General features: G+C 33.8%; 11 protein-coding genes and 1 tRNA gene. 9 read left to right on the top strand and 3 right to left on the bottom strand.

All coding sequences use genetic code 11. The features are described from left to right. Position 1: 1 nt before the first annotated feature. The 9 genes from murD to ACNQF9_RS01700 all read left to right on the top strand — a co-directional run bounded on the left by murD (position 2) and on the right by ACNQF9_RS01700 (position 10,144). Positions 2–1,333 carry a UDP-N-acetylmuramoyl-L-alanine--D-glutamate ligase gene (gene murD, locus ACNQF9_RS01740; RefSeq protein WP_417989511.1) on the top strand — a complete coding sequence of 444 codons (1,332 nt, stop codon included), beginning with the start codon at positions 2–4 and terminating at the stop codon, positions 1,331–1,333. Between the two features lie 70 nt (positions 1,334–1,403). After that, entirely contained in the window at positions 1,404–2,693 is a 1,290-nt protein-coding gene (locus ACNQF9_RS01735; protein WP_417958536.1) for an FtsW/RodA/SpoVE family cell cycle protein, read from the top strand. Between the two features lie 28 nt (positions 2,694–2,721). Then, on the top strand, positions 2,722–3,825 hold the full coding sequence (gene murG, locus ACNQF9_RS01730; protein WP_417989510.1) for an undecaprenyldiphospho-muramoylpentapeptide beta-N-acetylglucosaminyltransferase: 1,104 nt from the start codon (positions 2,722–2,724) through the stop codon (positions 3,823–3,825). 42 nt (positions 3,826–3,867) lie between these two features. Further along, the gene (gene murC, locus ACNQF9_RS01725; protein ID WP_417989509.1) at positions 3,868–5,217 is read left to right on the top strand and encodes a UDP-N-acetylmuramate--L-alanine ligase; all 1,350 of its coding nucleotides are present in this window, start codon (positions 3,868–3,870) and stop codon (positions 5,215–5,217) included. Next, a complete protein-coding gene (locus ACNQF9_RS01720; protein ID WP_417958533.1) occupies positions 5,204–5,926 on the top strand; it encodes a cell division protein FtsQ/DivIB in 723 nt (240 codons plus the stop codon). The genes murC and ACNQF9_RS01720 overlap by 14 nt, the downstream gene beginning before the upstream one ends. A 6-nt stretch (positions 5,927–5,932) precedes the next feature. Continuing rightward, entirely contained in the window at positions 5,933–7,315 is a 1,383-nt protein-coding gene (gene ftsA / locus ACNQF9_RS01715; RefSeq protein WP_417958532.1) for a cell division protein FtsA, read from the top strand. A gap of 59 nt (positions 7,316–7,374) precedes the next feature. Beyond that, positions 7,375–9,312 carry a cell division protein FtsZ gene (gene ftsZ, locus ACNQF9_RS01710; RefSeq protein ID WP_417958531.1) on the top strand — a complete coding sequence of 646 codons (1,938 nt, stop codon included), beginning with the start codon at positions 7,375–7,377 and terminating at the stop codon, positions 9,310–9,312. A gap of 256 nt (positions 9,313–9,568) precedes the next feature. Next, complete coding sequence (locus ACNQF9_RS01705; protein ID WP_417958530.1) at positions 9,569–10,018, top strand: GatB/YqeY domain-containing protein; 450 nt, start codon at positions 9,569–9,571, stop codon at positions 10,016–10,018. Positions 10,019–10,070: 52 nt separating this feature from the next. Further along, positions 10,071–10,144 (top strand) — tRNA-Arg (locus ACNQF9_RS01700). A gap of 1,002 nt (positions 10,145–11,146) precedes the next feature. On the opposite strand, the gene ACNQF9_RS01695 is transcribed toward ACNQF9_RS01700, so the two are convergent. The 3 genes from ACNQF9_RS01695 to ACNQF9_RS01685 form a co-directional block, all read right to left on the bottom strand. Further along, entirely contained in the window at positions 11,147–11,695 is a 549-nt protein-coding gene (locus tag ACNQF9_RS01695) for a hypothetical protein (protein WP_417989508.1), read from the bottom strand. 86 nt (positions 11,696–11,781) lie between these two features. Further along, the gene (locus ACNQF9_RS01690) at positions 11,782–12,804 is read right to left on the bottom strand and encodes a DUF6371 domain-containing protein (protein ID WP_417989507.1); all 1,023 of its coding nucleotides are present in this window, start codon (positions 12,802–12,804) and stop codon (positions 11,782–11,784) included. Positions 12,805–12,903: 99 nt separating this feature from the next. Beyond that, entirely contained in the window at positions 12,904–14,304 is a 1,401-nt protein-coding gene (locus ACNQF9_RS01685; protein ID WP_417989506.1) for a DUF3987 domain-containing protein, read from the bottom strand. Between the last annotated feature and the right edge of the window lie 3 nt (positions 14,305–14,307).

The following is a 14,307-nucleotide window of genomic DNA, read 5'->3' as shown; positions in this document are numbered from 1 at the left end:
TATGAGACTAGTTATTTTAGGTGCCGGTGAGAGTGGTGTGGGTACCGCTATTCTGGGCAAGAAAAAAGGATATGATGTTTTTGTGTCTGATTTTGGAAAAATAAAAGAAAATTACAAAGAGGTTCTTATCATAAATGGAATAGCTTGGGAGGAGGAAAAGCATACAGAGGATTTGATACTGAATGCAGATGTGGTTATGAAAAGCCCTGGAATTCCGGATACATCTCCAATAGTGAAAATGCTTTTAAAAAAAGGAGTTTCAGTAATTTCAGAAATTGAGTTTGCGGCCCCTTTTACTGAGGCAACAATTATAGGAATAACGGGGAGCAACGGTAAAACAACGACTACCATGCTCACACATCATTTGCTAAAATCGGCAGGATTGAATGTAGGCTTAGGAGGAAATATTGGAAAGAGTTTTGCCTGGCAAATTGCAGATAATAAATACGATTCGTATGTGCTGGAGTTGAGTAGTTTTCAACTGGACGGAATTGTAAATTTCAAACCGCACATTGCTATTATTACCAATATAAGTCCAGACCATTTGGATCGCTATGATTACAAATATGAAAATTATATTGATGCAAAATTTAGAATTACGACGAATCAAACAGAGGAGGATTATCTCATTTATGATGCAGATGATGTAGCGATAAACCAATGGTTCTTAACACATACCACTAAAGCAAAATTAATTCCTTTTTCATTGAATAAAGTTTTCAGCGAAGGAGCATATATAAAAAATAATAAAATGGAAGTAAAGATTAATCAAGAAGAGTTTATAATGGACACAGAACACATAGCTTTAGAAGGAAAACATAATATGAAGAATGCAATGGCAGCAACCTCTGTGGCAAAATTGATGCAAATAAGGAAGGCTACAATTCGCGAAAGTCTGTCTAATTTTCAAGGTGTAGAACATCGTCTGGAGAAAGTTTTGAAAATCCAGAACGTTCAATATATTAATGATTCTAAAGCGACGAATGTAAACGCTACTTTTTTTGCTTTAGAAAGCATGAATACCCCTACGGTATGGATTGTGGGTGGTGTTGATAAAGGAAATGATTATAATGAATTGATGTCACTGGTTCGTGAAAAGGTGAAAGCTATTATTTGCTTGGGTGTGGATAATAAAAAAATTATTGATGTTTTTGGGAATGTGGTCGATATGATGATTGAAGTTTCTTCAATGAATGATGCGGTAAGAATGGCCCAACGATTGTCAGAAAAGGGAGATACTGTTTTATTGTCTCCTGCTTGTGCCAGTTTTGATTTATTCGAAAGCTATGAAGACAGAGGAAAGCAATTTAAACAAGCCGTTAAAAATCTATAAAAGGGTTTCGTAGTTTAAGGTTGCTCTACACTAACTTTTAAACGTAATGAAACTTTAAACCAAAATTAAAATGAAACAACTAATAAACAATTTAAAGGGAGATAAAGGGATTTGGTCATTTGTGGCCTTATTAGCCTTGTTTTCGTTTATGCCTGTTTTTAGTGCAAGTAGTAATTTAGCGTATATAGGTCAAGGAAACGGGAATACTTTGGGGTATTTGGTGAAGCACATCGTACATGTATGCATTGGTTTTACTATAATCTTTATGGTTCATAAAGTGCCGTACCACTATTTTAAAGCCGTTTCTAAAGGAGCTTTGTATATTGTTTGGGTATTATTAGCTTACACATTAATAAAAGGTACAGTAATTGCCGGTGCCAATGCCAGTAGATGGATCCAAGTACCGTTTATAGGTGTTACGTTTCAAACCTCTACATTGGCCTCCATGGTATTGTTTATTTTTGTTGCCCGATATTTGTCTAAAACAAGAGTAGTTCCTATTACATTTAAATCCTCTGTTTGGGAACTTTGGATACCAGTTTTTGTTACGTTACTATTTATTTTACCGGCGAATTTTTCAACTACTGCATTGATTTTTTCAATGGTATTGATGTTGGTTTTTATTGGTAAATACCCGTTGCGTTATATCGGAATCGTTGTGGGTTCCGGAATAGTATTTCTGGCTTTTTTCATACTCATTTCTAAAGCTTTTCCAGATTCTAAATTTTTTAGCAGAGTAGGTACTTGGGGAAATAGAATTGAAAATTTTACAACCGACAAACCGGATGAGGACGATTATCAAATAGAAAAAGCGAAAATTGCAATAGCCTCTGGGAAAATTTACGGTTTAGGTCCTGGGAAGAGTATTCAAAAAAACTTTCTGCCTCAGTCTTCCTCGGATTTTATTTTTGCCATTATCGTTGAAGAGTATGGTCTTATAGGAGGTTTTGGAGTCCTGGCATTGTATCTATTATTACTGTTTCGATTTGTTATTGCTTCGCACAAAGCCAATTCGTTGTTTGGTAAGCTAGTAGTAGTGGGATTGGGTTTTCCCATGATATTCCAGGCAATGGTGAATATGGCCGTTGCTGTAGAATTATTACCCGTTACAGGACAAACATTACCTCTAATTAGTAGTGGTGGAAGTTCAATCTGGATGACTTGTTTTGCACTTGGAATCATTATAAGCGTTACAAAAAAGGAAGAAGAAATTGCGCAGGAATTGAAAGACAACGCTAAAAGAGAAGAAGCACTTCAAAAATTAATAGACAGGGAATTAGAAGAGGAAGAGGTTATAACAGAAAATTATTCAATAGAAGACAAAGCGAAGAATCCGATGCGTGCGGTTTTAAATAAATAAGGTGTTTAGAAAATTAGAAATCAGTATTATGAAACAGTATAAATTCATATTGAGTGGCGGCGGAACGGGTGGACATATCTATCCTGCAATAGCTATTGCAAATGAATTAAAATCTCGTTTTCCAGATGCAGAATTCCTTTTTGTAGGTGCCAAGGATAAAATGGAGATGCAAAAAGTACCTCAGGCGGGTTATAAAATTATAGGGCTATGGATTGCTGGATTACAAAGAAGGCTAACATTTGATAATTCACTTTTTCCAATAAAATTAATTAGCAGTTTATTGAAGGCTAGAACAATAATTAAACAATTTAAACCAGATGTGGTTATAGGTACCGGAGGGTTTGCCAGTGGTCCGGTGTTGCAAATAGCAGCAATTGCTGGTGTGCCAACAATAATTCAGGAGCAAAATTCATATCCTGGAATTACTAATAAGTTGTTGAGCAAAAATGCAAACAAGATTTGTGTTGCGTATGAAAATTTGGAAAGATTTTTTCCAAAACAAAAAATGATTGTGACAGGAAATCCAGTACGTCAGGATTTAATTGATATTGACAGTAAAAGAGAGCAAGCGATACGTAATTTCGGTTTAGACTCCAAGAAAAAAACGCTTCTCGTATTAGGAGGTAGTTTGGGTGCAAGAAGGGTGAATCAGTTAATAGCAAAAGAAGTTTTGACGTTTTCGGCTCATAATGTTCAAGTGATTTGGCAATGTGGAAAGCTGTATATTGAACATTACAAGCGTTTTGAAGAACATGAGAACATTCAGATTCATTCGTTTATCGATAGGATGGATCTGGCTTACGCTGCGGCGGATATTGTTATTTCAAGGGCAGGGGCCTCTTCAGTTTCGGAATTATGTATCGTTGGGAAACCAGTAATTTTTATTCCGTCGCCCAATGTGGCAGAGGATCATCAGACTAAAAACGCACAAGCAATACTAGATAAAAAAGGAGCTCTATTGCTTAAAGAATCAGAGCTTGATTCGCAATTTAGCTTGGTATTTGAATCCTTGCTGAAGGATCAAGAAAAGCAAAACCAACTGGGAGAAAATATTAAACAGTTAGCCAGACCAGAAGCAACAAAACAAATTGTTGATGAAATTATAAAATTAGTTGAAAGTCGGAAGTCTTAAGGGCAAAAAAACGGTAGACTCAATGCCATTAATAATATTGATATGAACTTGAATCAAATACATAACGTTTATTTTATAGGAATCGGAGGAATCGGGATGAGTAATCTGGCTCGTTATTTTAAGAGTTTGGGAAAACAAGTTTCGGGGTACGATAAAACCCCTTCGCCTCTTACGAATGAATTAATAGAAAGTGGTATTTCAATTCATTTTGAAGACAATATTAATGCGATTCCTAAAAATTTTTACATAGAAAATACTTTGGTAATTATTACACCGGCTGTTCCTAAGACACATTCGGAGTGGAATTATTTTTTAGAAAGAGATTTTCAAGTAAAAAAACGAGCAGAGGTCTTAGGAATTATTACAAAAGATACTTTTTGTTTTGCAGTTGCTGGTACACATGGAAAAACGACAACGTCAGGGATTTTAGGTCATATTTTATATGAAAGTGGTGCTGATGTTACCGCTTTTATTGGTGGAATAGTCGAAAATTATAATTCTAATTTGATAGGAAACGGGAAAACAGTTACGGTTGTTGAAGCGGATGAATTTGACCGTTCATTCCTGCATTTGCATCCCAATATTGCATGTATTACCTCTATGGATGCAGATCATCTAGATATTTATGGCACCAGTGAAGCTATTGAGGAGTCTTTTATTGAATTTGCTTCTAAAGTAGAAGATAAGCGCCAGCTTTTCATCACTAAAGAATTGCCATTAGAAGGGATAACGTGTGCTGTAAACGAAGATGCTGTTTACAAAGCGTTCAATGTTAGAATAGGAAACGGTAGTTATGTTTTTGATGTGCAAACACCCACAGAGACAATCAAAGATTTACATTTTGGATTACCAGGAAGGCATAATTTAATGAATGCGTTAATGGCTATTGCAATGGCAAATTTATTCGGCACCCCAACCGATGCCATTGCAAAAGCTATTGCGTCTTTTAAAGGGATAAAAAGAAGGTTTTCGTATCAGATAAAAACAGATACTAAAGTTTATATTGATGATTATGCGCATCATCCTACGGAGATAAGAGCAGTATATCAAGCAGTTAGGGAACTATATCCTGGTCAAAAAGTGTTGGCAATTTTTCAACCGCATTTATTTAGCAGAACCAAGGATTTTGCAGATGATTTCGCCAGAAGTTTGTCCGCTTTTGAGGAAGTAATTTTATTAGATATATATCCGGCTCGTGAATTACCTATGGAGGGCATAAATTCACAATGGCTGATGGATAAAATGACAAATAATAATAAGAAAATTGTTGCTAAAAATAATTTAATTCAAACAATTTTGGCAAGTGAAGCAACGGTTATTGTCACAATTGGAGCCGGAGATATTGGAGAATTAGTACCATCAATTAAAAAAGCACTTTATGAAACTCTTTAATTGGACAAATATTCGATTATTATTAATGTTTGTATTGGTTGTTTTTCTTTTTTCTTTCACGACAAAACGAAATGAAAATCGAAAACTGACTAAATCAGTTGTTATTTTTGTAGGAGATGACGCTCCTTTTATGAGGCAAGAAACGGTTAATAAATTGTTAATAGAAAATAATAAAGAGGCATCCAGCATTGAAAAAGTTAATTTAGATTTGAACAAGCTGGAAACTGTCCTTGATTCACAAGAAATGATTGAAAAGTCGGACGTATTTGTGAGTATTGATGGCGTGTTGAAAGCCGTGGTAAAACAAAAAACTCCTATTGCTAGAATTTTTGAAGGGGAAGATTCCTTTTATATTGATTATAAAGGAAATAGAATGCCTTTGTCAATAAATTTTACAGCAAGGGTTCCACTTGTTTCAGGGGTAATAAATAAAAAAAACACCGAAGATTTAACTGCTTTATTTCGCACAATCTATGACGATCCTTTTTTGAAAAGAAACATTATCGGAATTGAAATTATGCCAAATGGAAGTTTAAAAATGCACAACAGAAATTTTGATTACCAAATAGATTTTGGTACACTATTGAATGTGGAGCGTAAATTTAATAATTATAAGGCTTTTTTTCAAAAAGCAGTTTTAGATAGTTCGTTGTATAAATATAAGAAAATTGACCTCCGATTTACGGAACAAGTAGTTTGCACTAAATAATAGATAATGGAAAAAGAGAATATTGCAGTAGGTCTAGATATTGGGACAACTAAAATAGTTGCCATGATAGGCAAGAAGAATGAATATGGTAAACTAGAAATTTTAGGTGTTGGTAAATCTAAAAGTCTAGGTGTGGCAAGAGGCGTTGTTAATAATATTACTCAAACCATCCAATCAATACAACAAGCGATACAAGAGGCCGAAAATAATTCAGGCTATAAAATAAAAGATGTAGTAGTGGGGATTGCGGGACAGCATATTCGTAGTATTCAACATACAGATTACATTAGCAGACACAATCCAGAAGAAGTAATAGGAGGAAATGATATCCAGCTTTTAATTGATCAAGTAAATAAATTAGCCATGTTGCCGGGGGAAGAGATAATACACGTTTTGCCCCAAGAATTTAAAATTGATGGGCAATCTGAAATCAAAGAACCGATAGGAATGTATGGCGGAAGGTTAGAGTCTAGTTTTCATGTTGTAGTGGGACAGGCATCATCGATTCGTAATGTGGGAAGATGTATTCAGAGTTCAGGTATTGAATTGTCAGGTTTGACATTGGAACCATTGGCTTCAGCTGATGCTGTTTTGAGTCAGGAAGAAAAAGAAGCAGGTGTCGCATTGATAGATATTGGGGGTGGAACAACAGATTTGGCCATTTTTAAAGATGGGATTATTCGTCATACTGCGGTAATTCCTTTTGGAGGGAATGTCATTACAGACGATATTAAGGAAGGTTGTTCTATTATTGAAAAGCAAGCTGAATTATTGAAAGTCAAATTTGGATCAGCTTGGCCAGGAGAAAACAGGGACAACGAAATTGTTTCTATTCCAGGATTAAGAGGTAGGGAGCCAAAAGAGATTTCGTTAAAAAATCTTTCTAAAATAATTCATGCCCGTGTGGTGGAGATCGTGGATCAAGTTTTTACGGAAGTAAAAGCCTATGGACATGAAGATCCTCGTAAAAAACTAATAGCAGGAATTGTTCTTACTGGTGGTGGTGCCCAATTGAAACACATCAAACAGTTAGTGGAATACATTACTGGAATGGATACTAGAATTGGATATCCAAATGAACATTTGGCAGGAAATTCTGATGAGGAAATTTCAAGTCCTTTGTACGCAACTGCAGTTGGATTAGTGATGAAAAGCATTGAAAATAAAACACAAAGTGCTATACGAATGGATGCTGTAGAACAGCCTAAAGTTCCGGTTTATAGACCAACAGTCGTTCAGACTCCCGTGTATGAATCTGCTGAAAAAGGAGAAGAACAGGAAGATCAGAATGCAAATGAGAAGCAAAATTCTACTGTGAACAGAATACAACGAAATTTCTTTGATCGCTATGTCGATAAAATTAAAGATTTTTTGGATAATGCAGAATAAGGGCAGAGCCCAAAAAAATAGGAGAATTAATAATATAACAATTTCAAAAACCAAATAAAATGATGAGCAACTCAGAATTTGGAAGTATTTCATTTGATTTACCAAAGAACCAATCAAATGTGATAAAAGTTATAGGAGTTGGTGGAGGCGGAAGTAATGCCATAAATCACATGTTCAAGCAAGGGATTAAAGGGGTTGATTTTATCGTATGTAATACGGATTCTCAAGCCTTACAGAGTAGTTCTGTGCCTAACAAAATTCAGCTAGGAGTACATTTAACGGAAGGACTTGGCGCTGGCGCTAATCCTGATGTAGGGCAACAATCTGCTATTGAGAGTATTTCTGAGATTGAGAAAATGTTGGATCGCAATACTAAAATGGTGTTCATTACAGCAGGTATGGGTGGTGGAACGGGAACTGGAGCGGCGCCAGTAATTGCACAATTGGCTAAAGAAAGAGACATTCTTACCGTAGGAATTGTAACATTACCTTTCTTATTTGAAGGGAAAGTGCGTCAGGAACAAGCCTTAATTGGTATTGAAAAATTACGCAAACAAGTCGATTCTTTAATTGTTATCAATAACAATAAATTAAGAGAAGTGTATGGAAATCTTGGTTTTAAAGCTGGGTTTTCAAAAGCGGATGAAGTTTTGGCTACAGCATCAAGAGGTATTGCCGAAGTAATAACACATCACTATACCCAAAATATCGATTTAAGAGACGCAAAAACAGTATTGTATAATAGCGGAACGGCTATTATGGGATCTTCAGTTTCTTCAGGAGAGAATAGAGCTAAAGAAGCTATTGTCTCTGCTTTAGATTCACCTTTGTTAAATGATAATAAAATCACTGGTGCCAAAAACGTATTGTTGCTTATCGTTTCTGGAACTAATGAAATTACAATTGATGAAATCGGGGAAATCAATGATCATATTCAAGTTGAAGCAGGTCATAATGCTAATATTATCATGGGAGTTGGTGAAGACGAGTCTCTTGGAGATGCAATTGCAGTAACCATAATCGCTACCGGTTTTGATATTGAACAACAAAATGGAATTGTAAACACTGAGCCTAAAAAAATAATTCACACACTAGAAGACGAACAAAGAAGCGTACACAATTTAAGCAGTAAAATCGTGGCTGGATTTGATTTGAATACGGAATCAGCACCGGTTACTAACTCAAACGAAAGAATTGTTTTTGATTTAGTAGAAGATGTGGTGGTTGTACCCGAGTCAGTGGTTACAGCTCCAGCAATCAATAAAGAAGAGTTGATGGTTATGTCTGAATTTATTAAAAATTTAGATGTGACTTTCGAAATCGTTTCTCCAATTACAGACATTGATTTTACTATTTCATCTCCATTAGCTGAAGTTAAAGCGGTACAACCAAAAGCAATTGAAAGACAAGAGCAAACTACTTTCTCTTTTGATTTGCCTCTTTTCAAAGCAGAGCCAGTGGTGCAAGTGGAGGAAAGCAAAGTAATGTTTGAGCTTACTAATGAAACGCGTGATATTAAAGTAAATGAAGCTGTTCAGTTTGTTCCAGTAACGGAATTGGCAGATAACGGAATCATCAAATATTCTTTAGAGGAATATATGGAAGTCGAGCCTGATTTTATGGCTAAGCCAGTGGCGAAAATACCAGAAGTTGTTGTTCCTGCAGAATTAAATATTACAATGAAACAAGTGGAAAGATCTATAAATTCACCTGTTGATTTTGAAGAAGTTTCGCCTACCGAAATGACTATCGAAGAATCGTTGCGCATGAGAGCTGACGAAAGAAGAAAAAAATTAAAAGAATTTAATTATAAGTTTCATAACAACGTTTCTAAAATTGATGAGTATGAAAAAGAACCAGCTTATAAAAGATTGGGAATAGACATTTCAAACAATCAAACAAACAACACAAATTCGAGAATTTCTGTTGGAACGGATAGTAACAATGACTTACAGTTGCGTTCTAATAACTCGTATTTACACGACAATGTAGATTAACTTACGCACAACAAAAGAGTTAGCCCGAAAATTATATCTAATTTTCGGGTTCTTTTTTTATGTAGCGAGAAGAAAGTAATCTATTGTTAATTCCAGTAAATTTCTTTAAATTTGTCAAACTTTATTTCAACTATCATTTCAAGTTTCGCAAAAAAATAGTAGGGATTTTTTACTACCATCTTGGGAATTTAAAAAAAAATGAGTTTGCAATATTCAGTTTTTAAGTCTAATACCAATTTTAAAATTAATTAGTAGTATGAGTTTATCAGTACATATCATGGACGAAATGAAAACCGCCATGAGAGCCAAAGATACAGTTGCATTAGAAGCTTTAAGGGCTATAAAATCCGAAATTTTATTGGCTCAAACAGCAACAGGATCAAAAGAAGAAATAACGGAAGATGAAGAAGTTAAATTACTTCAAAGATTAGTAAAAACGCGTAAGGAAAGTGCTAGAATTTTTACAGAACAAAACCGTTTGGATTTAGCTGAACCTGAATTAGCACAAATTGCAGTAATTGAAAAATTCTTACCAACCCAATTAAGCGAGGCAGAAGTTGAAGAAGTGATTGCAAAAATCATCACAGAAACTGGAGCTTCAGGTATTGCTTCAATGGGAAAAGTGATGGGATTAGCTGCTGCACAATTAGGAGGAACTGCCGAAGGGAAAACCATTTCTACTATAGTTAAAAAATTATTGACATAATAAATAGGTTGTTGGTTAACCATTTTAAAACTAGTTAAGCAACAACAATAAAGACTGCGTAGTTCAACTGGATAGAATATCAGATTTCGACTCTGAGGGTTGCAGGTTCGAACCCTGCCGTGGTCACTTTAAAAGCCTATTTACAGGGCTTAACAAACATTTTAGTTAACATTTAGTTAACCATTTTAAAAACACTCATTTTTTGGGTGTTTTTTTAGTTTAAATAAGTAGCTGAAATAATATAAAATCACCCTCTATTCTTTGAATAAATTTGATTAATAAACTATTAATAGAATTTAGCTAATTAATTAATGTTTTCACGCACTTAACAGATAGTAACAAAGTTCATTTAAAATCATTAATGATATTACGCTCGCATAACAGATAGTCGGATATTCACGCGCTTAATGTTTTACTTTTATTTTATACGCGCGTAACAGATAGTGCAAAATTCAATATTAATTAGTTTGATTTGATTTTATACACGTATAACAGATAGGTGCATATTTAAAATAATCAGGTAATTTGAATCTAATATGACAATTAAGATTGTTTCCTGCGCGCGCGATATTAGTTCGATTTTTAGTACATGCGAACAGATGGGTGCAAAATGATTTTCAATTAGTGCCTCGCGCACGCGCACGCGTACTGGTTTGGTTTTGGATTTTCTTTACATACAAGGTTCGTAATTATTTATCTTGTGACTCCGAAAAAATCTTCGTGCGCGTGTTGTACGGCTTTTACATGCGCGTAACAGATAGTTGCAAATGATTTTTAGTGTTCCCGCGCGCGCGCATTATTGCTTCGATTTTACACGCGTGTAACAGATAGTTGCAAAATTTTCATTTTAACATTTGGCGCGCGCATATAGGGTGCGTTGATTCCTTTTTAATTGAAAAAAGTTTTGATTAATCAAAATTATAAATTCGATTATTTGCATAACAAATTACTATCAATAATTAACTAGTAATAAATTTTTACTATATTTGTTATCAGTTTACCGCTTGCCTGTGGTTTGACTATTTGAACAAAAAAAGAGGGTCGCCGTTATGGTTGCCCTCTTTACTTTTTTTATACGTCAAAATCAATCTTAGGAAATTTATAAACTGCCTTTGTTTTTATTTAATTCTACTTTTTAAAAACATCAAAATTTGGGCTTTTATCCATTTTTAATAATTTAAAATCTTTATCAAATTCAACCCACATTTCATCTAAATCTAAAGCACCAAAACCGTTTTTTATTCTAAACTTGTGAGTCGCAACATATCCTAAAACTTCTTTTGAATTTATAGTTTTACGATATTTAGCTATTTGTTTATTGCATACAAAATTTTCCTTTTCGATTGCTTTAATGTCAGTTGTTGCCCCAATAATGTGTTCGTCAAAACTATTATCATTATATTGCTTGTTTAGTTTGATTGCTTTTCCAAGAGTTGTTTTTGAAATTTGCATTGCTTCATCATTATCTTTCAATATTCTATTATTTTCTTCTATTTCATCTTCAGAAATAGAACCAACAGTTACAGTATCTAAAATTTTCAATTCTACAAATTCATAGCTTTTGGGGTCTTTGGCATTTTTATCTAAATAATTTTTAATTTCAGACTTCATTTTACTTTCATTAGAACACGAAAACATTAGCATAGTTAAACTCAACATTAAGATAATTCTTTTCATTTTTTAAGATTTAGATTAATAATTTTTAAATCTAATCATTTCAAAATCATTTAATTTGAGGTTTCCCGTAAACCAGCAATATATTTTCATTTTATCTTTTTTATTTCGTTATTGTTATAATCTACTAAATCAAAGGTTTTTATCAGTTCCCAAATTTCGGGCGTGTATTGTTCTATTTCGTGAATAATTAGTTCGGTTTCTGAATACTGAACCTCATCGGATTTAAATAGTTTAGCTTCTTTTAATTCGTTTATGTAAACGTCTGCTAAATCTGTTCCAGCTAAATAGTTGCTTTGGTGTTCCAACCAATCACTAACCACTATATTAAAACCAAATCCGTTTAACTCGGTGGCTTTGTCTAACCAGTCATAGTACTCACTTTTATCAGGGAACGCAACAATTTTATAGTGCTTAATAGGTTTTAAAAATTCGTGTTTTAAACCTCCTTTACTTCCCGTGGACAACCAAGTATACTCAGGCTTAAAAACACTCATTAGAACGGCCGTTTTCTCACTTTCTACTAATGCAATGGTCTTAGTATTGGTTTCATTTATCAGGTGCAAACCAAATAAACATTGGTTTAGATTAAAATCTTTTAATTTTAAAACACTTCGTACACTATTAAAAAAACCTTTGCCCTCGCTATTTTTTACACGTTTTCCAGTATAAGGATTTATTAGCATTATTTTGCCGTGCCTTACTTTTTCATTATTATCAATTTGCCAAAATACTGTTGCACCTTCCCAAAGTTTAGACGTTCCTATTAAATATTTCAGTATCACTTCTTTTACTTGAGCATCTAAAAAGATAGTTCTTAAGAATTGAACAAACGTATTTTGTTTATAATTACGCCCGCTTAGGCTTACTAAATCGTAAGTGTGAAAACTGGGTTCGGGCGTTGGTTTATTAACAACTTCAAAAGTGTTTTTAAATTCGCCTGTGGGCGTGCTGTAATAACCGCAATTTGTTTCACGGTCACAACGTCCGAACTCTTCAGCTAAATAGCTTCCTGTTTCAGTTTCTAAATATTTAACAAAGGTTTTTTTATTGCATTTAGGACAAACAAACTTTTTACTGCTTTTATCTAGATTATATTTGTATTGTTTCATAGAGTAAAGATTTTAATTGCACTTTGCATTTTCAACACTTTCAGCACTTTTAAAATGTCGATAATGTTGATAATGCAAAGTGCATTCATAAATAAAGGTTTATTTTTCCTGTTGGGGTTTTATAGTTTTTTCATAAAAGCCGTGCTTTATTCTTTTGAATAGAATAGTATCTTTTAAAAACTCTTTTAATCGCCTTTCCTGAAAATCAAATGCTTTGCCCTCTTCAATAGCTTCAGAGGTTGTAAACCTTTCTTTAAGATTGTAATAAAATCTTTTTTTATTGTCGGCCAATGTTTCTAAATACTCTTTTGGATTTTGAATAATTCCCAAAACTTTAAACGAACAATTCATATAATACTCACAAAGTAGCTTTGCACCTTGTACGGCTTCAATTTGTATAAAATCGCTTTTAGGGTTTGCCATCATTTGAAGTAATAAAGCCAAACGAATAAAATGATTGTCAAACTTTGAAATAATTTCGCCTCTAATATTATTGCTATAATCGTTTACTAAATCACAGTTATCATTTTGCCATTTATAAAAAAAGGTTTTAGCTTCAGTTGTCCAGCTTACTATTTTACTATTAATAAAGCCATCATTTTCTTCTACTCCTGTACTATGATAATACGCTGTAATAAAATCTTTATAGCGGTAAAAGATTAATTCATTCAGTTCATTATCGTTTATGGATTGCTTTAAAGTTGCATCAGGAAACGCAAATAAAAACCTTTGAAAAAAACCGTTATTTAGTTTTTGGATCGGAAATACATTTGCTAACATTCGAGGTTGTAAACCGCCAATAATCGACAAATAAGGATTTTTAATAAACAACGGTATCGGGTCGCCTATCCTGTCAATTGTTGTAGGTTGATTGTTCCAAAATGAAAGATATACGCCTATTTGGTCACCCTTTGAATAGTTGTTCATTCCCTCAAAAAAGGTGGCCATTTCGTCACTTAAAACCGTGCAACCTCTTAAATTTTCATTTAACCTTTTGTTTAAAACTTCAGGTGTAAAATTGGTTAAAATACTTTTAGTTAGTATTGGCTGAAACACTTTTTGAACTTCTAATTTCTCCGTTTTTGTCAGTTTTTGATATTCTAAATACTCTTTATGAAGTATTACAAAATTATCGTGATTCAATTTATCAATATCTCTAATTACTGAAAATATTGTATTAACTGGGTGCGTTTTATTTGCTCCAGCATTACCAATCAAACAACTGTAAATTGAAGCATATTCGAACCAATTATTTTTGACTCTTACTTTTACACTTGTTCCTATAATGGTGGCCATTGCTGTTAATATTGCCGTTCCTGTATAGTCAGTAGGGAAACTTAAACTTTTATTCAAGTCAGTTATTAAGTCCTTAAAAAGCAAAGGAAAAGCATTTATAGGGAATGGATTTTCACTTGCGATAACTTCGCTTTGCATAGCGGTATCAATAGCGGTGCTTAATACGTTTAAACCTTTCGCCTGTGGTTGGTTACTATTACTCATAAT

Origin of the sequence: Flavobacterium amylolyticum, from assembly GCF_048284335.1 — a bacterium.
Taxonomy (GTDB): domain Bacteria; phylum Bacteroidota; class Bacteroidia; order Flavobacteriales; family Flavobacteriaceae; genus Flavobacterium.
This window is presented reverse-complemented; position numbering and strand designations above follow the sequence as displayed.